Raw genomic sequence first — 20964 nt, forward strand, 5'->3', positions numbered from 1 at the left:
CCTCCTAGAAGAACGTGCGGACGTAGTCGACGACCGTGCCGTCCGCCTCCGCGACCGGGATCAGCTGCCACTTGTCGAACGAGGTGCACGGGTGGGACAGCCCCAGGCCGACCCAGTCGCCGACCTCCAGATCCGCCTCCGGGGTGGTGCTCAGCCAGGCGTGCTGGTCGGACAGGGCCGTCACCGACACGCCGGTGGCCGGGCGCTCGGCGCCGTCCCGGCGGATCACCTGCGCGAAGGGCAGGTCGAGGTCGTGGGCCGCGTCCCGCTTGCCCGCGTTGACGAAGGCCTGCTCGGCTGAGGGACGTGACACCACCTGGGTCCACAGTCGGAACGCGGGCTCCAGGGCGCCCTCCTCGGGCACCCGGTTGAACGGGGTGAGCTTGCGGTAGTGGCCGTCGTCGTGCGAGACGTAGGCGCCCGAGCGGAGCAACTTCAGCACCGGGCGGGACAGTTCGGGGATCTCCGCGAAGACCTCGGCGACCGCGTCGAACCAGGCGCTGCCGCCCGCGCTGACGACGATCTCGTCCACGCCGGTGAAGCGCCCCGCCTTGTCGAAGTCGGCGGCGAGCGCGACCAGCCGCCGCAGCCACGCCGTCACCCGCTCCGGGTCGGCCTTCGGCACCTCTCCCTCGTACCCCGCGACGCCGACCAGCCGCAGCGTCCCCGTGCCCGCCACCGCGTCCGCGACCGCAGCGCACTCCGTCTCCGTACGGACCCCGGTCCGGGCGCCCTCCCCGGCGGCGAGTTCGACGACGACGTCCACGCGGCGGGCGGCGCCGCGCAGGGCCGCGTCCATCAGCTCGACGCCGCGCACCGAGTCGACGTACGCGACGAGGGTGAAGTCCGGGTCGGCGTCCAGCTCGGCGGAGATCCAGCGCAGGGCCGCCGTGTCGACCAGCTCGTTCGCGAGGAACACGCGCCGGGTGCCGAACGCGCGGGCCACCCGCACCTGGTGCGGCACCGCCAGCGTGATGCCCCACGCCCCGTGCTCGATCTGCCGCCGGAACAGCTGCGGGGCCATGGAGGTCTTGCCGTGCGGCGCGAACGCCAGGCCGTGCCGCGCCGCGTACGTCTCCATGAGCTTCAGGTTGTGCTCCAGGCGCTCGGCGGACAGCGCGAGCACGGGCGTGGCGAAGCCGCCGGTGAAGAGGTTGCGGCGCTGCGCGGCCAGCTCGCCGACCGTCAGGCCGTCGGCGTCCGGGGGGAGGCCCTTGAAGCGGTGGTCGACGCGCTCGGCGGCGAGCCGGGCGAAGGACTCGGCGGCGGTGTCGGCTGGCATAACCCCTCCTGATCTGCGGCGTTGCATACTCTGCAACCTTCATTGCGCATGTCGCTGAACGCTGTCTAACATCTCGGCCACCGCCGGTCAATGAACCGTTCAAGGGAACTGCCACCCACCGAAGCCACCGAGGAGCTACGAGCATCGTGACCCCCACCGGACCCCGCAACGCCCCCGGCGTCGTCGACGTCGTCGCGCTCGGCGAGTCCATGGTCACCTTCCGGCCCTCCCGGCCGGGCCGGCTCGCCGACGTCCCCTCCTTCGAGCGGGGCATCGGCGGGGCGGAGTCCAACGTGGCGTGCGTGCTGGCGGCGGCGGGGCACTCCGCGCGGTGGGTCAGCAGGGTCGGGGACGACCCCTTCGGCGACCATCTGGTGGAGGCGATCGGCGGGTACGGCGTCGACGTGGCACACGTGCGCCGCGACCCCGACCGCCCGACGGGCATCTATTTCCGCACCGCCGGGGACCGGGCCGGCGAGGCGCACGAGGTGGCGTACTACCGGGCCGGCTCCGCGGCGTCCGCGATGAGCGTGACGGACCCCGACCCGGCGGCTCTGCACGCCGGACGCGTCCTGCACCTGTCCGGGATCACGGCCGCGCTGTCCGGCAGCTGCCTGGACCTGATGCGCGAGCTGACCGCACGCCGCCCCGGCCGGCCCCTGGTCTCCTTCGACGTCAACCACCGACCGGGCCTGTGGCGTGACCAGGACGCACCCCAGGTGCTGCGCGACCTCGCCCGGGGCGCGGACCTCGTGTTCGTCGGCCAGGACGAGGCCTGGGGGCTGCGCAGCGCCGAAGCCGTCCGCGCCGCCCTTCCCGAACCCGAGGTGCTCGTCGTCAAGCAGGGCGCCGCCGGAGCCACCGTCTTCGAGGAGCGGGAGGTCACCTTCGTACCGGCACCGCAGGTCGAGGTCGTCGCCGCCGTCGGCGCCGGAGACGCCTTCGCCGCCGGGTTCCTCTCCGCCACCCTGCGCGGACTGCCCGTCCGGGACCGGCTGCGGCACGGGCACCTCATGGCCGCCGCCGCCCTCACCGTCCCCGGCGACCTCGCCACCCCGCCCGCCCGCGAGCACGCCGACCGGCTCGCCGCCCTGGACGACACGGCATGGGGGAGACTGCGACTCGGCCCCGGCTGGACCGATGACCCCCAGCGGGCCGTCGAGGAGGTACGTACGCCATGAGCCAGACCGTCGACCGCGCGCTCAGCATCCTGCCGCTGCTCGCCGAGGGCCCCGCCGACCTGGGGCAGGTCGCCGACCGCCTCGGCGTCCACAAGTCCACGGCCCTGCGCCTGCTGCGCACCCTCCACGAGCACGGCCTCGTCTACCGCCAGTCCGACCAGCGCTACCGCCTCGGCGCCCGGCTCTTCGCGCTCGCCCAGGAGGCGATGGAGAACCTCGACGTGCGCGAGATCGCCCATCCCCACCTGGTCCGCCTCAACGAGAGCTGCGGGCACACCGTGCACCTGGCCGTGTACGAGGAGAACGAGGTCCTCTACATCGACAAGGTCGACAGCCGCTACCCGGTGCGGATGTACTCCCGCATCGGCAAGCCCGTCGCCATCACCGTCGCCGCGGTCGCGAAGCTGCTCCTCGCCGACCTGCCCGAGCACGAGCGGCGGGCGGTGGCGGAGAAGCTCGACTACCCCCTGTACACGGCCCGTTCGACCCCCAACGCGAGCGCGTTCCTGCGCGAGCTGGAGAAGGTGCGCGAACAGGGCTGGGCCACCGACCTCGGCGGCCACGAGGAGTCCATCAACTGCGTCGCGGCGCCCATCCGCGGCGCCGACGGCCGGGTCGTGGCCGCGATGTCGGTCTCCGCGCCGAACGTCGTCGTCACCGCCGACGAACTCCTCACCCTCCTGCCGCTGGTGCGCCGCACGGCGGACGCCATCAGCGGGGAGTACTCCGGCAGGACACCAGTGAAAGGCACCGAATGACGGACAAGACCGCACTCACCCCGAAGACCCACACCACCCCGCCGGCCAAGTTCTCGCACGGCGTGAAGAAGGGCAACATCCTCCAGGTCGCCGGCCAGGTCGGCTTCCTGCCCGCCGAGGAGGGCAAGCCGCCCACGCCCGCCGGGCCGACCCTGCGCGAGCAGACCCTCCAGACCCTGGCCAACGTCAAGGCCGTCCTCCAGGAGGGCGGCGCCTCCTGGGACGACGTGATGATGATCCGCGTCTACCTCACGGACGTGGCCCACTTCGCCGAGTTCAACGAGATCTACGACGCGTACTTCGAGGAGCAGGGCCTGACCCAGCCGCCCGCCGCGCGCACGACCGTCTACGTCGGTCTCCCCGCGGGCCTCCTCGTCGAGATCGACGCGCTGGCCGTCCTCGGCTGACCCGCTCCCACCCCGCCTTCTGCGCGGCGCCGCTCCATGCGCCGCGCCGCGCTTCCCCCTACCCAGAAGCTGTATGCCCTTACGCAGAGGACCCCCGAATGTCCCATCCGCTCGCCGCGTCCGCCCCTGCCGGGACACCGCCCCACACGGGAGGCCTGCTCCTCCTCGTCGACGGCACCGCCGGACTCCTGCTCACCGCCGCGCTCGGCATCGCCCTGCTGCTCTTCCTCATCATCAAGGTGCGGCTCCAGCCGTTCGTCGCGCTGCTCGCGGTCTCCATAGCCGTCGGCCTCGCCGCCGGGCTGTCGGTCACCGAACTCTTCGGCACGGTCCAGAAGTCGGACGCCGTCTCCACCATCGAGTCCGGCATGGGCGGCATCCTCGGCCATGTCGCGATCATCATCGGCCTGGGCACCATGCTCGGCGCGATCCTCGAAGTCAGCGGCGGCGCTGAGGTACTGGCCGGTCGCCTGCTCGGCCTGTTCGGCGAGCAGCGCGCCCCGCTCGCCATGGGCCTCACGGGTCTGATCTTCGGCATCCCGGTCTTCTTCGACGTCGGCATCTTCGTCCTGGCGCCGATCGTCTACGCCGCCGCCAAGCGCTCCGGCAAGTCGATCCTGCTCTACTGCCTGCCCCTGCTCGCGGGCCTGTCGGTCACCCACGCGTTCCTGCCGCCGCACCCCGGCCCGGTGGCCGCCGCCGGGCTCCTCCACGTCGACCTCGGGTGGGTCATCCTCATGGGCGTCGTCTGCGGTCTGCCGGCCGTGGTGGCCGCGTGGGCGTACTCGGCGTGGATCGGCCGCCGCGTCTTCGTCGCCGTGCCGCAGGACATGGTCGAGGCGGCCGAGGAGGCCAAGCAGGCGGTCGTCGACGAGCAGCGGGCCGCCGGAGTGGCGCCCAGCGAGCAGCCGGTGTCCCTCGGCACGGTCCTCGGCATCATCGGCACGCCCCTGGTCCTCATCCTCGCCGCGACCTTCTCCTCGATCGCCCTGGACCCCTCCACCCTCCGCTCGGTGATCGAGTTCTTCGGCAACCCGTTCGTGGCGCTCACGATCGCGCTGTTCCTCGCGTACTACCTGCTGGGCATCCGCCGCGGCTGGTCCCGCAAGTCCCTGGAGACGGTGTCCACCGCGTCCCTCAAGCCGGTCGGCAACATCCTGCTGGTGGTCGGCGCGGGCGGCGTCTTCGGCGCCGTCCTCAAGGCCAGCGGCGTCGCCCAGGCCCTCTCGGACACGTTCAACGACGTCGGCCTGCCGGTGATCGTGCTCTCCTACCTGATCTCGGTGGTCCTGCGGGTCGCCCAGGGCTCGGCGACGGTGGCGATCGTGACGACGGCCGGCATAGTCGCGCCCCTGCTCTCCGAGGGCGACCACTCCCAGGCCTTCGTCGCCCTGGTCATCATGGCCATCTCCGCGGGCTCCATCTTCGCCTCGCACGTCAACGACGGCGGCTTCTGGATGGTCGCGAAGTACTTCGGCATCAGCGAACGGGACACCCTCAAGACGTGGACGGTGCTGGAGAGCGTCCTGTCGGTGGCGGGGTTCGCCGTGGCCGCGGTGCTCAGCCTGTTCCTGTAGGGCGGCCGGTTCTTGTAGGCGTCTGATAACGAAGTCGGGGCCGACTGTGTGCGGCACAGGTTTGTCGACCATACTGCTCCGCTGTGGAGCAGCGCATAGGTTCGAGCAGCCAGCCCCTGGAGGGCGCCGGATTCGACCCGGCCTTCATCCCCGGGCTCACGTCACCCGCGTCCGGCCGGACGGAGGAGGACGGGCCGGAGAAGGAGCCTGAGGTCGCCGAGGCCGAGGAGGCCGCACCCGAGGCGGAGGCGGAGGAGAACGACACGGCGTCCTCCCCCGAGCCGGAGGAGGACGCCGCGGTCGACGGTCCCGTCTTCGAGGCGTCCGACCGCCGCGCGCGGATCGTCGCCGACCACAGAGGCGTACGGCTCTGCCTGGACGACCAGGAGTGCGAGTTCCGCTGGGACGAGATCGGCGCGGTGGAGACGGCGACGGCCCGCTTCGGCAAGCGCTACACCGTCACCGTCCACACCCCTGACCGGCGCTGGTACCCGATCGAGATCGAGGCGCCGGCCAGGAGCCACTTCAAGGAGTGGGACGAGCAGTTGGACGCGGTGCTGGACGCCTACTTCGACGAGAACGCCGAGTAGGGGGCGCGGGGAACCGCGCACCTCAGCTGCAGTACTGGGTCTCCTTTCCGATGGACCGGTACATGCAGTCCGCGTTCTCCAGCAGTTGCAGCACCGCGTCCCGGTTGCGGGAGGTCTCCCGCTCGATCACCTCGTCGGGCGGGTAGAACCCACCCCCGCCGGACCTCGGATACATCTCGAACGTGTAGCCGAAGATCTTGTGCACGCCCCAGAGGTAGTCGTCGATCGACCCGTCCGTGATGTACAGGTCACTGGACTGCTCCGCCGTGTACCCGTTGCTCGCGGCCATCTTCTGCCCGACCGCCTTGAACGCCGCGTTGTCGTCGGCCGTCATCCCGGTCGTGGTGTCGGAGTACGTGTAGCCGAACGGCCACAGCACCAGCTCGCTGTAGGTGTGGAAGTCGACCCCGGCCTTGATCTGCTGCTTGCCGCCGACGACCCGGCTGCGCACGAAGTCGGCGACGACCTTCACCTCCGGCGCCGACTCCGCCGACGGCCCCCGGTAGGTGTCGGAGGACGTCGACCCCGAGGAGCCGCCGCAGCAGCCCCAGCGGTAGTTCCAGTTGCGGTTCAGGTCCGTGCCGACGTACGACGAACCGGAGTTGGGCTGCCGGTTCTTGCGCCAGGAGCGGTAGGAGCCGGTGGCGATGTCGTACTCGCCGCCGTCCGGGTTGATGTCCGGCACGATCCAGATCTCGCGGTTGTTCACCATGCTGGTGACGCGCGAGTCGGAGCCGTAGTCGGAGGTCAGCTCGCGCAGCAGGTAGAGCGCCATCTCGACGGTGAGGTGCTCGCGGGCGTGCTGGTGGTGCGTGAACAGCACCTCCGGCTCGGACTCGTCGCTGCCGACGTTGTCGCTGATCTTGATGGCGACGATGTTCCGGCCCTGGTACGACTTGCCGATCACGCGCTGGCTCGCGATCGACGGGTTGGCCGCGACGACCGAGTTGATCTCGCTCGTCATCTCCGCGTAGTTGTGGTACTTCGAGTCGGCCGACGGGAAGTCGAAGAGCCGGACGTCGTCCTCGCCGGCGGACCGGTCGGGCACCGCGCCGAGCGGGGTGACCTCGTAGCCCTGTGCGCGCAGCTTCCTGATCTGGTCCGCGCGGCCGGAGACGACGACCCCGTGGCCGTGTGCCTCGTCGACGGTCACGCCCGCGCGCTGCAGTGCCGTGCGGTCCTTGGCCGTCGAGTGCAGGTGGATCTCGTACTGCCGGATGTCGTCCGCCGCCGGGGCGGCCTTGGGCGCGCTGTCGGCGGTGGCGTCCGGTGCCGTCGCGGACAGGGGCGCCGCGAGGGCGAGGGCGAGCAGGGCGGCGAGGGCGGCGGTGCGTCTGCCGGTGCGGACACCGGAGCCTCGTATGCGAAGTCGCATGAAATCTCCTTGTGGGAGGTGGGGTTGTTCCGTGCGACGTACGTGGTGCGGGTGGCGCACATCGTTCTGCCAATGGCATGAGCAGGTCAAGACCGAAAGCGGCCGTGCAGTGTACGCGTAGGGCGCGGCGGTCGGGAGGGAGCGGCCGAAGTACACCCACGGGTGTGAGCCGAGCGTGCATATATGTACGCAACCGGGAGAGAGTGTGGGTCCGCGCAAGGGGAGCCGGAGTGTCCGGATCCTCGGACCACACCCCCAGAGGACTGGCTGATCATGGGCGGATCAGCGCCACGACGGGACCACCACCTACCGGCCGAGACGACGAGCTTCGTCGACCGGCGTGGCGAACTGACCGAGGGCCGCGAACTGCTGGCCCGGGCACGACTGGTGACGCTGACCGGGCCGGGCGGCGTCGGCAAGACCCGGCTCGCCGCGCGCATCGCGGCCCGGGTGCAGCGGGCCTTCCCGGACGGTGTGCGCTTCGTGCACCTCTCCGGACTCCACGACCCGGCCCTCGTCCCGCTCGCCGCCGCCGACGCGCTGGGGCTGCACGACCACTCGCCCCAGCCGCCGCTGGCCGCCCTCGTCGAACAGGTACGGGAGCGGCGGCTGCTCCTCGTCGTCGACAACTGCGAGCACCTCGCGGGCGCGTGCGCCCAGCTCGCAGCGGCGCTGCTGCGCGGCACCGAGGGGGTCCGGATCCTCGCCACCAGCCGGCACCGGCTCGGCCTCACCGAGGAACACCTGCTGGAGGTACGGCCCCTGCCGGTGCCCGACCCGGACGGCGACCTCTCCGCCGCCGAGGGCTACCCGGCCCTCACGCTCTTCGCCGACCGGGCCGCCGCCGTCGTCCCCGGCTTCCGCCTCACCCCCGCCAACCGGGCCTCCGTGGCCCGCCTCTGCCACCGCCTGGACGGCCTGCCCCTCGCCATCGAACTCGCCGCCGTGCGCATGCGCGTCCTCGACGTCGACCAGCTCCTGGACCGCCTCGACGACCGCTACCGCTTCCTCACCACCGGCAGCCCCGCGGCCCTGCCCCGCCACCAGACCCTGCGCGCCGCGGTCGCCTGGAGCCACGACCTGTGCACCGGCCCCGAGCAACTGGTGTGGGCCCGCCTGTCGGTCCTGGCCGGCGGCTTCGACCTGGAAACGGCGGAGGCGGTGTGCGCGGACGACAGCCCGGAGGGGGCCGCCGGGTACGCGCAGAGCCAGAGCCCGTTCACCGACCGCACGTTCCCGCCCGGGCAGGCGTTCACGGGGGCCCTCGGCGAAGAGGCCGGTTTCGCGTCCCCGTGCACGGCCGGCTCTGTTCAAGGGGCGGCCCGGCACGCGCAGGCGCTCCCGGCCCTCCCCGGGCCAGGGGCCGGGCCAGGACCCGGGCAGGTGGTTCCGGCCGGTTCCGCGGTCCCGGCCGCCCGGCACGCGCAGGCGCCCCCGGGGACCGTGACCCTGCCCCTCCCCGCCGGCGCGGGCCCGGCCCTGCGTGCCGACGACGTCCTGGAAGCCCTCGCCGGACTCGTGGACAAGTCCGTGCTCTGCCGGGAGCCGGGCCCCGGCGGCGCGCGGTACCGGCTGCTCGACACCCTGCGGCAGTACGGGCTGGAGCAGTTGCGGCGGACGCCCGGGGAGGAGGGCGCCGCCCGGCGACGGCAGCGGGACTGGATGCTGCGGCGGGCCGAGGACTGCGAACGCGGCTGGTTCGGGCCCGGGCAGCCGGAGGCCGTCGCCCGGCTGCGCGCCGACCGGGACAATCTGCGCGCCGCCCTCGACTTCAGCCTCTCCACCCCCGGCGAGGCACGCGCCGGGCTGCGCCTCGCCGGCGCCCTCTGGTTCTACTGGCACGCCTGCGGCGCCCCCCGCGAGGGCCTCTACTGGCTCGACCGGGCCCTGGCCGCGGGCCCGGAACCGACCCGGGAACGGGCCCGCGGCCTGTGGGTCGCCGGGCTGCTCGCCGCCGCCACCCAGGACTTCCCCCGGGGCCGCCGCCACGCCGCGGACGCCCTCGCCCTCGCCCGCGCCCTGGGCGACCCCGCCGAAGCCGCCCACGCCGAGTACGTCATCGGCGTCATCCGGCTGTTCGGCGACGACCTGCCCGGCGCGCTGCGGCACTTCGAGGCCACCGTCGCCCGCGGCCCCGTGCCCGGCCAGCACCTGAGCCTCGTCGGCCTCGACCAGGTCGAACTCGCCTGCGCGCTGGGCTACCTGGGCGAGGCCGACCGGGCCGTCGAGGTCTGCGAACGGGCCCTCAGGCTGTGCGAGCGGCACGGCGAGCAGTGGGTGCGGTCGTACGTGCTGCGCATGCTCGCCCTCGCGCACAGCGTGCGCCGCGACTGGCCCCGCGCCGAACGGCACGCCCGCGAGGCCCTGCGCCTGAAACTCGCCGTCCACGACGTCATCGGCATGGCCCTCACCCTCGACCTGCTCGCGTCGATCGCGGCCGAACGCGGCGCCCACGAGCACGCGGCCGTGCTGCTCGGCGGCGCCGACCGCGTCTGGGCCGACATCGACACCGGCCGCTGGGGCGCGCACACCCTCAACTCCGCCCGCCGCGACAGCGAGGAGAAGACCTGCCGGGCCCTGGGCCGCGAGACGTTCGAACGGGCCCACCGGCGCGGCGGCGGGCTCGGGCTCGCCGAACTCGTCGCCCACGCGCTCCGGGAACCGGCCCGCCCGCACCCCGGCGAGCCCACCGCCGACCGCCCGCCGCACGCGAGCACCGCGGTCCGCCTGACCCGCCGCGAGACGGAGGTCGCCCAGCTCGTCGCCGAAGGGCTCGCCAACCAGCAGATCGCGGACCGCCTGGTGATCGCCCGCCGCACCGCCGAAGGCCATGTGGAACGCATCCTCAGCAAGCTCGGCTTCAGCAACCGCAGCCAGATCGCCGCCTGGGTGACGGCCCAGCGCTGACCCGCCCCCACCCACACCCACCCGAGGGGATCACGTGACCATCCGACAACCCACCGCCTTCGACCACCGCATGGCCGTCTTCGGCAGCGACGACGGCTTCCTCGCCGCCGCCCTGCCCTTCCTCGCCGAGGGCCTCGCCGCCCCCGGCGAACCACCGCCCGTGGCCATCGCCGACCCCCGCAACCTGGACCTCCTGCGCGACGCCCTCGGCGCCGACGCCAAGGACGTCACCTGCGTCCCGCACACCGACTGGTACACCGGCTCCGCCGCCAACGCCGTCGCCCAGGCCGCCTCCTACCTCACCGCGCACGCCGGACCCGGCGGCCGGATCCACCTCCTCATGGAGCCCGACTGGAGCGGCCGGGCCGGCCGCTCGGCCCGCGAGACCACCGAGTGGATCCGCTACGAGGCCCTCGCCAACCTCCTCTTCGCCCCCATGGCCACGACCGCCCTGTGCGCCTACGACACCCGCACCGCCGGGCCCGCCGTCGTCGCCGCGGCCCGCCGCACCCACCCCGACACGGACGTGTACGAGGACCCGGTGCGGCTCACGGCCGAACTCGACGCCGTACCGCTGCCGCTGCCCCCCGCCGCCGCGCGGCCCATGGCGGAGCCGCACGCCGCCGCCGTACAGGTCTGGGCACAGGCGCGGGGGCTGCCCGCCGCCGACGCCGAGCTGTTCGCCACGGCCGTGGTGCAGACGGCGGCGGCCCTGGCCCCGCTCGACGGCTCCGCCCTGCTGTGGGGCGAGGCGCCCGCCTGCGTCTGCGAACTGCGCTCGGCCCGCCGCCTCGACGACCCCCTCGCCGGCTTCGTCCCGCCTCCCGGCGACAGCGCCGGGCTCTGGTACGCGCGTCAGGTCTGCGCGTACGTGGACGTCCGCGACGACACGGCGGGCGCCACCGTCCGCCTCCAGTACGCATAGGCCCCTACCTGCACAAGCAGGTAGGGGATCGGGTAGTCCTCCCCCTGCGCCGGACCGCCCCCCGGGACCACCCTGGACCCATGCTGCAACTCTCCGGGCGCCACCTCCCGGACCCCGACGCCCGGTACGGCCCGTTCCCGCAACCACCCCTGGGAGCAGGCCACCTGAGTGTCGAGTACGCACCCCGGCCCTCCGCCGTGCGCGAGGCACGCGCGGAAGTGCGCAGGCAGTTGGAGGGCTGGGGGCTCGCGGAGCGCGGTGAGGTGGCGGACGTGGCGGAACTCCTCGTGGGTGAGCTCGCCACCAACGCACTGGTGCACGCCGAGAGCCGCTTCCGGCTCACGCTCTTCGCCGCGCACGGCGTGCTGCGCTGCGAGGTCGCCGACGGCGAGCGGCGCGTGCCCCGGGTGCTGGAGGCGGGCACCGGGGAGAGCGGCCGCGGGATGTTCCTGGTGGACGCCCTCGCCCAGCGCTGGGGCTGCCACCGGGACGGGCCGGGCAAGACCGTGTGGTTCGAGCTCGGCACGTGCGGGGCGGACGGCTGTGGTCGGCGACAGCCGTGACGCTCCACTGGGCCGGGCCATGGCGGTGTGCCGTGCCGCCTTGGTCCGGCTGCGGGCCGCGGGCTCGTGTGGTTGATCGCGCAGTTCCCCGCGCCCCTTGGGGCGGATCGCTTCTGCCCCCTTGTCGGCCGAGGTCCTTTGCGGTTTCTTGATCTGCATGGCGGACACCACGGGAAACACCACGGATCACGAGGCCACCCAGCGACCCCCGCTGCGCAAGGCGAGTTGGAAGTACATCGGGCCGGGGATCGTCGTCGCGGCCACCGGCGTCGGGGCCGGTGACCTGGTCGCCACGCTCATCGCGGGCAGCAACTTCGGCTACACCCTCCTGTGGGCCGCGATCATCGGCTGTCTGGTGAAGATCTCGCTGGCCGAGGCGGCGGGCCGCTGGCACCTGTCCACGGGCCGCACCCTGTTCGACGGCTGGGCGAGCCTCGGCCGCTGGACGACGTGGTTCTTCGCGGTCTACGTCGTCGTCTGGGGCTTCGTCTACGGCGCGGCGGCGATGTCGTCGAGCGCGCTGCCGCTGCAGGCGCTCTTCCCCGACGTGATGGACCTGAAGTGGTGGGGCATCGCCTGCGGCCTGGTCGGGCTGGTCTTCGTCTGGTTCAACAAGTACGCCGTGTTCGAGAAGGTCATGACGGTCCTGGTGGGCGTCATGTTCCTGGTGACGGTGTACCTGGCGATCCGGGTCACGCCGAACCTGGCCGACGCCTTCGCCGGGCTCCTGCCGGTCCTGCCGGACGAGAAGGACTCGATCCTCAACACGCTCGGCCTGATCGGCGGCGTCGGCGGCACGATCACGCTCGCCGCGTACGGCTACTGGGTCAACGCCAAGGGCTGGACCGACACCGGCTGGATGAAGGTCATGCGCCTGGACAACCGCGTCGCCTACGCCACCACCGGCATCTTCGTGATCGCCATGCTGTTCGTCGGCGCGGAGCTGCTGCACTCGGCGAACGTCGCCATCGCCAGCGGCGACAAGGGCCTGATCCAGCTGGGCGACATCCTGGAGGAGGAGTACGGGGCGGCGACGGCGAAGTTCTTCCTCATCGGCTTCTTCGCCACGTCCTTCACCTCGCTGATCGGCGTCTGGCACGGCGTGAGCCTGATGTTCGCCGACTTCGTGACCCGCCTGTCGGGACGCGGCCAGGCCAAGGGCGAGGAGGTCGCCTCCGGCGAGCGCGAACGCTCCTGGCCCTTCCGCGCGTACCTGCTGTGGCTGACCTTCCCGCCCATGATCCTGCTCTTCGAAGGCCAGCCCTTCCGCCTGATCATCATCTACGGCGTGCTCGGCGCGGCCTTCCTGCCGTTCCTCGCCGGCACCCTGATCTGGCTGCTGAACTCCGCCCGGACGCCCCGCGAGTGGCGCAACGGCCCGGTGAGCAACGTGATGCTCGCCCTCGCGGGGCTGCTGTTCCTGATCCTGTGCGTGAAGCAGATCTGGGACCAGCCGTGGGGGGAGTTCTTCTAGGAACCAGAAGGCAGGGGGCTACGGCAGGGCGTCCACGTGCGGTCCCACCGCGTTGGACCACGCGTTGCCGGACGCGGCGTCCCAGTTCGTCGACCAGGTCATCGCGCCCCGCAGGGCCGGGTACGTCCGCGGCGGCTTGAAGCTGCCGCAGTTGGTGGCTCTGGTCAGGCAGTCCAGGGCGTTGTTGACCACGGTCGGCGACACGTAGCCGCCCCCTGCCGCGCGGGTGGAGGCGGGCAGACCGAGCCCGACCTGGGACGGGGCGAGGCCGTTCTCCAGCTGGATGCAGGCCAGGGCCGTCAGGAAGTCCACCGTGCCCTGGCTGTACACCTTGCCGTCGCAGCCGAGCATGGAACCGCTGTTGTAGTACTGCATGTTGACGACGGTGAGGATGTCCTTGATGTTCAGCGCGGTCTGGAAGTAGGAGTTCGACGTCGACTGCATGTCGATGGTCTGCGGCGCCATCGTGATGATCAGCGACGGGCCCGCCTTCGCGGACAGGGCGCGCAGGGCCTGCGTCATGTAGGTGGCGTTGAGGCCGTTCTCCAGGTCGATGTCGACGCCGTCGAAGCCGTACTCCTGCATGACCGACCAGACGCTGTCGGCGAAGTTCGTCGCCGAGGCCGCGTCGTTCACGGTGACCGTGCCGCGTTCGCCGCCGACCGAGATGATGACCTTCTTGCCGGCCGCCTGCTTGGCCTTCACATCGGCCTTGAACCGGTCGACGGTGTAGCCCTTCAGCCCGGCCGAGTCCAGGGTGAAGGAGACCGCGCCCGGTGTGCCCGTGGCGTCCGCGAAGGCCACCGCGATGATGTCGTAGTGGGCCGGTACGTCCGAGATCTTCTGGACCGTCGCGCCGTTGTCGAAGTTCTGCCAGTAGCCGGTCACCGCGTGCTTGGGCAGGGCGGGGCCGGGGCCGGACGTGTGGTTCGTGGTCCCCGTGACGGCCGTCGACCTCGGCGACTCACCGGCCGCGTTCGTCGCCGTGACCTGGAAGGAGTACGACGTCGAGGCGGCGAGCCCGGTCACCGTGGCCGACGTGCCGGAGACCGCCGTGACCTTCGTGCCGTCGCGGTAGACGGTGTAGCCCGTGGCGCCGGAGACGGTGTTCCAGGCGAGCGAGACGGACGAGGACGTCGTACCCGAGACGCGCAGACCGCTCGGCGCGGCCGGGATCGTGGGGCCCGGGCCGGTGCCGCCGCCCCCGTCGGGGCCGAAGACCGACACGTCGTCGGCGTAGTACGCGGCCTGCCCGTACCAGCCGTGCGTGTACACCGTCACCGAGGTCGTCGACGCGCCCGTCCTGAACGACGTCGACAGCTGCTTCCAGGAGGAGGAATCCGGCGTCCACGTGGACACGTCCGTGGTGCCCGTGCCGGTGACGCCGAGGTAGGCGTAGCCGCCCCGGACCCAGGCGCCCAGGGAGTAGGTGGAGTTCGGCCGCACCGCCACCGTCTGACTGCACCGGGCGTTGTCCTGCCCGGCGGGGGTGGCCCGCAGCGCGGCCGTACCGGTGCGCACCGGGGAGGAGACCGTCGTACCGCTGCCCGCCGAGCAGGTCCAGTCGCTCAGACCTGCCTCGAAGCCGGCGTTGCGGGCGTTCTCGACGTCGGCGGCGGAGGCCTGGCCGACGGCCGTGACAGTGAGGGCCAGGGCAACCGTGACGGCACCCGACCAGAGCCGCAGGGATCCTCTGTATATGGACATGACAAGAAAATGGTCCAGACCAAAGCAGCTGTCAAGAGGTCCAGACCAACCGCTTGGGTGTGGTCGACGGTCGGCGGGATGCTCAACCTGCCCCGTTTTGACGCATCTTGTGCAACGGCAGTTCCTCCTCACCTACACAAACGCTGTTCTCCGGTCACAGAGCCGTGGATACAGTGCTGAGGTAGTCACGCAGTGAAGTCGACGAGGTGTGCCGGAGTAACTCCCGGCGTGCCGACGGGCATGGGGAAACGGGGAGCTGCGCGTGCCAACTGCCATTGCCGTGACCAGTGCCGACCTGGCGCTGCCGCCACAGGACGAACGCACCCTGCCCGCCACGGTGCTCCGGGACGTCGCGCAGCGCCCCCTGGAGCAGGTGCTCGCCGACATGCAGGCCCTGGTCGAGCACCACGGACACGTGATCGTGGTCTGCTCAGCGGCCGCCCCCACCGCCGTCCAGCGACGGCTGCACACCCTGCGCTCCCTCATGGAGAGCGACCGGATCGCCCTGTTCCGGCCGGAGCTGCCGCCCCTCGGACTGGCCGTCCTGACCCGCCAGCTGCGGCAGCTCGCCTCCTGCGACATCAGCCCCGGCGTCCTCGCCTCCGCCGGCCGCCTCCTCGTCCACTACATCCACGCCGGGGCGCTGCTCGGCTCCGTCGCCCGCCTCGACCGCGTCCCGGTCGGCCTCAAGTCGCACGCCAAGTCCTGGATGCCCGGCAGCCAGTTCGGCGTGCTCGCCCACCCCGAGCCGCAGCTCGTCCGCATCACCCCCGAGGCCGCGCTGCCCGGCCCCGAGTTCGGCACGTGGATGCTGGTCGCCAAAGGGCAGCTCCAGTCCGACTGGGTCACCGGCACGCTCGCCCCCTCCTGGAAGGTGCAGGGGCTGCGCGAGACCCCGCTCCCGGCCGAGTCACCCGCCTGGTGGGGCACCGGCAAGGTGATCGAGTTCTGCAGCTACCTGCCCGACCTGTCGGTCCTCTACCAGCTGGTCACCTCCGTACGGCGCAGCCGCTGCCACTGGTGCGGCATCGACGTCATCGGCGACCGCTGCGTCTTCTGCTCCGCCACGCCACCCGCCCACGACAGCCCACCCCTCAAGCAGCTGGAGAACCGGACGGCGGCCGGGTGAGCCCGCGCACCGCACGTCAGCACTGCTCCCGTCCCGCTCGACCGATATCCCCAACGAGGTTGTACGGTTCATGAATTCCCGTCAGCGCCGCGGCGTGATTCTCCTGCTCCTGTCGGTCGTCTGCGCCCTGGGCGCCTTCACCGGCGTGCTGTCCGTCATCAGCGACGTGGAGTCCAAGGTCGGCCCCGAGGTCACCGCCTACCGGCTCAAGTCCGACGTACCGCCCTACACCACCCTCAGCACGGGCCAGTTCGAGAAGATCAAGATGCCCGAGCGGTGGCTGTCGGAGAACGCGGTCACCGACCTGCGCGACATCCAGGGCAAGATCGCCGTGACCACGCTGCAAGCGGGCTCCCTGCTCCAGTCCGACATGATCGTCCAGCAGCCGGCCCTGCGGCCCGGCCAGCAGGAGGTCGCCATCATGGTCGACGCGGCGACCGGCGTGGCCGGCAAGATCACCCCGGGTGCCTCGGTCAACGTCTACGCCACCTTCGAGGGCGAGCGCGAGGGCGACCCCGACCAGTCGAAGATCATCGTGACCAATGCCAAGGTCCTCGACATCGGCGAGATCGCCGCGCTGAAGCCGGACGAGAGCAACCGCACCCAGCAGCCCACCGACGCGGTCCCGATCACCTTCGCGCTGTCCGCCCGGGACGCCCAGCGCATCACCTACGCCGAGTCGTTCGCCAAGCGCGTCCGGCTCGCCCTCGTCGCGCCCGGCAGCGACACCAGCGTCCCGGAGCAGGACCGGACGTACGAACTCGCGAAGGACAAGTGAGAGGCTCGCATGCCCACGAGGATCCTCCCGGCAGTCGGTGACGCGGACGCCGTCCGGTCCGTCACGACGCTGCTCAGCCAGCTCCCGGACGCCGAACCGGTCGCCCCGGTGGTCGACTCCACGCAGCTCATCGACACCCTCGCGCGCCTGGCCGCCGAGTCCGTCGACGAACTGCCCGAGGTCGTGGTCGTGCACGAGCGGATCGGCCCCGTCCCCGCGCTGGAACTGATCCGCGAGGTCGCCCTGCGCTTCCCGGCCGTCGGCGTCATCCTCGTCACCTCCGACGCGAGCCCCGGCCTCTTCCAGGCCGCCATGGACTACGGCGCCCGCGGCCTGGTCGCCCTGCCCCTCAGCTACGAGGAACTCGCCAGCCGCGTCCAGGCGGTCGCCCAGTGGTCGGTGGGCGTACGGCGCCACCTGGGCGCCGGCGGCGACGTGTTCACCGGCGTCGGCGGCTCGGTCGTCACGGTCAGCGGGGCCAAGGGCGGCGCCGGGGCCACCCTGACCGCCATCCAGCTGGCCCTGGCCGCCCAGGCCTCCGGCCGCAGCACCGCCCTGGTCGACATGGACCTCCAGACCGGCGACATCGCCTCCTACCTGGACGTCCAGTTCCGCCGCTCCGTCGTCGACCTGGCCGCCATCACCGACATCTCCCCACGCGTCCTGGCCGACGCGGTCTTCCGCCACGACACCGGCCTCGCCCTGCTGCTCGCCCCGGCCGAGGGGGAACGCGGCGAGGACGTCACCGACCGCGCCGCCCGGCAGATCGTCAGCGCCCTGCGCTCCCGCTACGAGGTCGTCGTCATCGACTGCGGCGCCCAGCTGAGCGGGGCCGGGGCGGCGGCCGTGGAGATGGCGGACCGGGCCCTGCTCGTCACCACCCCGGACGTGGTCGCCGTACGGGGCGCCAAACGGGCCGTGCGGATGTGGGACCGGCTGCAGATCCGCAAGGCCGAGGAGACGACCGTCGTCGTCAACCGGTACTCCCGCGGTACGGAGATCCAGCCGCCCCTGATCCAGCGGATCACCGGCACGGCGGTCGCGGCCACCGCGATCCCCGCCAACTTCAAGGAACTGCAGAGCGTCGTCGACGCGGGCCGCGTCCACGAACTGGAGAACAAGAGCGCGGTGAAGCAGGCCCTGTGGGGCCTGGCCGGTGAACTGGGCCTGGTCAAGGCGCCCGACGCCGCCCGGAAGGCCGGCAGGTTCCGGGGCGGCGACCGGGGTTCGGTGAGCTTTCGGCGGAGGAGGGAGGGATGAACATGCCGTCAAGAGGGCGCGACCGGGACCGGGGCCAGGTCACCATCGAGTTCCTCGGCATGACACCGACGATCATCGTGACGCTGATCGCGCTGTGGCAGGTCGTCCTCGTCGGCTACACGTTCATCCTCGCGGGCAACGCGGCGGACGAGGCGGTGCGGGCGGGAACGGCGGCCGAACCGGGCGCGCGGCAGGCCGCCTGCCAGGAGGCCGGGCTCAAGCACCTGTCGGAGGCGTGGCGATCCGGCGCCACGATCACCTGCGGCGGCTCCGGTTACGTCACGGCCGACGTGCGCCTGGAGGTCCCGGTCCTCTTCCCGGGCACGCTGTCCTTCCCGTACGCCGTCAAGGGCCACGCCGGCGCGGTCGAGGAGGCGGACTGACATGACTCGTCTCAGCAAGGGCCGCGACCGCGGCCAGGTCGCCATCGAGTTCATCGGCTTCCTGCCGATCCTCCTGATCGTCGCCCTGGCCGCCGTGCAACTGGGCCTCATCGCCTACACGGCCCAGCAGGCGGGCACCGCCGCCCGGACGGGGGCGCGCAGCGCGTCGCTGGACGGCCCGTACGAGGCGGACTGCCGGGCGGCGGTCAGCAGCTGGCTGGCCGACGGCACCAGTTGCCCGGCGTCGATCGGCGGCGACGAGGTCACGGTCACGGCCACCGTGCAGATCCCGTCCCTGGTGCCGGGCTGGGAGTTCGACCCGGCCGTCAAGACCGCGACGATGCCGCGCGACCACTGAACGGAGCACGGACTCATGAGCCTGCGAGCACGCATCAACACCCCCGAGGAGCACGGCAACCGGGGCGAGGACGGCCACCTGGTCGCCTCCTACCGGGCCAAGCTCCTGGAGGAGATCGACCTCGCGGAGATGAGTTCGCTGGCCGCCGCCGAGCGCCGGGCGCGGCTGGAGCGGGTGCTCGGGCACATCATCAGCCGCGAGGGCCCGGTCCTGTCGACGGTGGAGCGCTCGCAGCTCATCCGCAGGGTGGTCGACGAGGCCCTCGGCCTGGGCATCCTGGAGCCTCTCCTGGAGGACGCCTCCATCACCGAGATCATGGTGAACGGCCCGGACGCGATCTTCGTGGAGCGCGGCGGCCGCGTCGAGCAACTGCCGTTGCGCTTCGCCTCCAACGACCAGCTCATGCAGACCATCGAGCGGATCGTCTCCACGGTCAACCGCCGTGTCGACGAGTCGAACCCCATGGTCGACGCCCGCCTGCCCTCCGGCGAGCGCGTCAACGTCATCATCCCGCCGCTGTCCCTGACGGGCGCGACCCTCACCATCCGCCGCTTCCCGCGCTCCTTCACCCTCCAGGAGCTGATCGGCCTCGGTTCACTGGACGAGCCGATGCTGTACCTGCTGGCGGGCCTGGTGCAGGCGAAGTTCAACATCATCGTCTCGGGCGCGACGGGCACGGGAAAGACGACCCTGCTGAACGCCCTCTCCGGCCTGATCCCCGAGGGCGAACGCATCATCACCATCGAGGACTCGGCCGAACTCCAGCTCCAGCAGCCGCACGTCATCCGCCTGGAGTCGCGCCCGCCGAACGTCGAGGGCAAGGGCCAGGTCACGATCCGCGACCTGGTCCGCAACTCCCTGCGCATGCGCCCCGACCGGATCGTCGTGGGTGAGGTCCGCGGCGGCGAGTCCCTCGACATGCTCCAGGCGATGTCGACGGGCCACGACGGTTCACTCGCCACCGTCCACGCCAACAGCGCGGAGGACGCCCTGATGCGCCTGCAGACCCTCGCCTCCATGTCGGACGTGGAGATCCCCTTCGTCGCCCTGCACGACCAGATCAACAGCGCGGTCGACGTCATCGTGCAGCTGACGAGGTTCGCGGACGGCGCCCGCCGCATCACCGAGATCGCACTGATGGACAGCCACGGCAGCGACCCGTACCGCCTGGTCACGGTCGCCCGCTTCCACGCGCAGCCCATGTCGGCCGACGGCCGCATCCACGGCAGCTTCGAGTACTACCCCCTCCCGCGCCGCACCGCCGACCGCCTGTACATGGCCAGCCAGCCCATCCCGCAGGCCTTCGGCATCGCCCGGTCCGCGGACCAGCTAGCCACCCGAGAAGCCAGGTAGGACCGACCGATGGATCTGCAATCGCTCATCACGCTCACCACCGGCATCACCCTGCTGACGTGCGTCCTCGCGGTCGTCGGCCTGCACTCCTACGCCACGGGCAGGGCACAGCGCCAGGCGCTCGTCGACCGCCTGTCCTCGACCGGCCAGATCCCGGACGCCGGCCGCCGCCGCCACTTCCGCGGCATCGACCGCCGCCTTCGACGCACCAGGACCGGCAAGAAACTGGAACTCCGCCTGGCCGCGACCGGCCTGGACATCACCCCCGGTGAGTTCTTCGTCTACATGCTCGCGACGGTCGCGGGCCTGTGGCTGATCGGCCAGGCGGCCCTGGCACCGTTCTTCGGCCCGCTCGCGGGCCTGCTGGGCATCGGGGTGGCGATCCAGTTCCTGAACTGGCAACGGCAGAAACGCATCGAGAAGTTCATCAACCAGCTCCCCGAGATGGCCAGGATCCTGGCCAACGCCACGCAGGCGGGTCTCGCCCTGCGCACCGCGATCGGCATGGCCGCGGAGGAGATGGAGGCCCCGGCGGGCGAGGAACTGGCCAAGGTGTCGGCACAACTCGCGGTCGGCGCCTCGATGGACGACGCACTGAGCGAAATGGCGGACCGCCTCCCCTCCCGCGAACTGGTCGTCCTCGTCACCACGCTGGTGCTGTCCAACCGGGCGGGCGGGCAGGTGGTGAGCGCCCTGCGGAACCTGACGGAGACGCTGGAGGAACGGAAGGAGACGCGGCGGGAGGTCCGGACGCAGCTCTCCCAGGTGAGCATGACGTCGTACGCGGTGCCGGTGCTGGGCGTGGGCTCCCTGTTCCTGATGGACGGGGTGAAGGACGGCGCCCTGGACCGCATGACCGGCTCACCCCTCGGCCAGGCGGCGGTCATCATCGCCTTCTCCCTCTACGCCGTCGGCTTCGTCCTCATCCGCCGCCTGTCCCGCATCGACGTCTGAGAA

19 protein-coding genes are annotated in these 20964 nt (G+C 71.9%); 16 read left to right on the forward strand and 3 right to left on the reverse strand.

What is annotated here, in order from left to right:
• Positions 1-4 precede the first annotated feature (4 nt).
• On the reverse strand, positions 5-1282 hold the full coding sequence (locus C1703_RS25310; RefSeq protein WP_114255006.1) for an amino acid deaminase: 1278 nt from the start codon (positions 1280-1282) through the stop codon (positions 5-7).
• A gap of 146 nt (positions 1283-1428) precedes the next feature.
• On the opposite strand from C1703_RS25310, the gene C1703_RS25315 reads away from it, so the two are divergent.
• The 5 genes from C1703_RS25315 to C1703_RS25335 all read left to right on the forward strand — a co-directional run bounded on the left by C1703_RS25315 (position 1429) and on the right by C1703_RS25335 (position 5795).
• On the forward strand, positions 1429-2463 hold the full coding sequence (locus tag C1703_RS25315) for a sugar kinase (protein WP_114255007.1): 1035 nt from the start codon (positions 1429-1431) through the stop codon (positions 2461-2463).
• Positions 2460-3221, forward strand: a complete 762-nt coding sequence (locus tag C1703_RS25320) for an IclR family transcriptional regulator (protein ID WP_114255008.1) — start codon at positions 2460-2462, stop codon at positions 3219-3221. Before C1703_RS25315 ends, C1703_RS25320 begins: the two co-directional genes overlap by 4 nt.
• A complete protein-coding gene (locus C1703_RS25325) occupies positions 3218-3628 on the forward strand; it encodes a RidA family protein (RefSeq protein WP_114255009.1) in 411 nt (136 codons plus the stop codon). Before C1703_RS25320 ends, C1703_RS25325 begins: the two co-directional genes overlap by 4 nt.
• A gap of 98 nt (positions 3629-3726) precedes the next feature.
• Positions 3727-5205 (forward strand): gluconate:H+ symporter, encoded by a 1479-nt coding sequence (locus C1703_RS25330; protein ID WP_114255010.1) that lies wholly within the window; start codon positions 3727-3729, stop codon positions 5203-5205.
• A gap of 83 nt (positions 5206-5288) precedes the next feature.
• Positions 5289-5795 carry a hypothetical protein gene (locus C1703_RS25335; protein ID WP_114255011.1) on the forward strand — a complete coding sequence of 169 codons (507 nt, stop codon included), beginning with the start codon at positions 5289-5291 and terminating at the stop codon, positions 5793-5795.
• Between the two features lie 22 nt (positions 5796-5817).
• Here C1703_RS25335 and C1703_RS25340 read toward each other — a convergent pair whose 3' ends face one another.
• The gene (locus C1703_RS25340) at positions 5818-7170 is read right to left on the reverse strand and encodes a M14 family metallopeptidase (RefSeq protein ID WP_114255012.1); all 1353 of its coding nucleotides are present in this window, start codon (positions 7168-7170) and stop codon (positions 5818-5820) included.
• 273 nt (positions 7171-7443) lie between these two features.
• Here C1703_RS25340 and C1703_RS25345 point away from each other — a divergent pair, with 273 nt between their 5' ends.
• From C1703_RS25345 to C1703_RS25360, 4 genes are all read left to right on the forward strand, one after another.
• Positions 7444-10077, forward strand: a complete 2634-nt coding sequence (locus C1703_RS25345) for a LuxR C-terminal-related transcriptional regulator (protein ID WP_114255013.1) — start codon at positions 7444-7446, stop codon at positions 10075-10077.
• 34 nt (positions 10078-10111) lie between these two features.
• Complete coding sequence (locus C1703_RS25350) at positions 10112-11002, forward strand: MEDS domain-containing protein (protein WP_114255014.1); 891 nt, start codon at positions 10112-10114, stop codon at positions 11000-11002.
• A gap of 80 nt (positions 11003-11082) precedes the next feature.
• Positions 11083-11565, forward strand: a complete 483-nt coding sequence (locus C1703_RS25355) for an ATP-binding protein (RefSeq protein WP_114255015.1) — start codon at positions 11083-11085, stop codon at positions 11563-11565.
• Positions 11566-11722: 157 nt separating this feature from the next.
• Positions 11723-13039 (forward strand): Nramp family divalent metal transporter, encoded by a 1317-nt coding sequence (locus tag C1703_RS25360; protein WP_114255016.1) that lies wholly within the window; start codon positions 11723-11725, stop codon positions 13037-13039.
• 18 nt (positions 13040-13057) lie between these two features.
• Here the strand turns inward: C1703_RS25360 and C1703_RS25365 are convergent, their stop codons facing one another.
• Positions 13058-14746 (reverse strand): glycoside hydrolase family 18 protein, encoded by a 1689-nt coding sequence (locus C1703_RS25365; RefSeq protein ID WP_114255017.1) that lies wholly within the window; start codon positions 14744-14746, stop codon positions 13058-13060.
• Between the two features lie 262 nt (positions 14747-15008).
• Between C1703_RS25365 and C1703_RS25375 the strand changes: the two genes are divergently transcribed.
• The 7 genes from C1703_RS25375 to C1703_RS25405 all read left to right on the forward strand — a co-directional run bounded on the left by C1703_RS25375 (position 15009) and on the right by C1703_RS25405 (position 20961).
• On the forward strand, positions 15009-15875 hold the full coding sequence (locus C1703_RS25375) for a hypothetical protein (RefSeq protein ID WP_198678269.1): 867 nt from the start codon (positions 15009-15011) through the stop codon (positions 15873-15875).
• Positions 15876-15945: 70 nt separating this feature from the next.
• Positions 15946-16653 (forward strand): Flp pilus assembly protein CpaB, encoded by a 708-nt coding sequence (gene cpaB / locus C1703_RS25380; RefSeq protein WP_114255019.1) that lies wholly within the window; start codon positions 15946-15948, stop codon positions 16651-16653.
• A gap of 9 nt (positions 16654-16662) precedes the next feature.
• Positions 16663-17913 carry an AAA family ATPase gene (locus C1703_RS25385; RefSeq protein WP_114255020.1) on the forward strand — a complete coding sequence of 417 codons (1251 nt, stop codon included), beginning with the start codon at positions 16663-16665 and terminating at the stop codon, positions 17911-17913.
• Between the two features lie 2 nt (positions 17914-17915).
• Entirely contained in the window at positions 17916-18296 is a 381-nt protein-coding gene (locus C1703_RS25390; RefSeq protein ID WP_114257582.1) for a pilus assembly protein, read from the forward strand.
• A 1-nt stretch (position 18297) separates the two neighbouring features.
• Positions 18298-18654, forward strand: coding sequence for a TadE family protein (locus tag C1703_RS25395; protein WP_114255021.1), 357 nt, complete (start codon positions 18298-18300; stop codon positions 18652-18654).
• A gap of 15 nt (positions 18655-18669) precedes the next feature.
• Positions 18670-20007, forward strand: a complete 1338-nt coding sequence (locus tag C1703_RS25400; protein ID WP_114255022.1) for a CpaF family protein — start codon at positions 18670-18672, stop codon at positions 20005-20007.
• Positions 20008-20016: 9 nt separating this feature from the next.
• Entirely contained in the window at positions 20017-20961 is a 945-nt protein-coding gene (locus C1703_RS25405) for a type II secretion system F family protein (protein WP_114255023.1), read from the forward strand.
• The last annotated feature ends 3 nt before the right edge of the window (positions 20962-20964 follow it).

The organism is Streptomyces sp. Go-475, from assembly GCF_003330845.1.
In the GTDB taxonomy this organism is placed as follows: domain Bacteria; phylum Actinomycetota; class Actinomycetes; order Streptomycetales; family Streptomycetaceae; genus Streptomyces.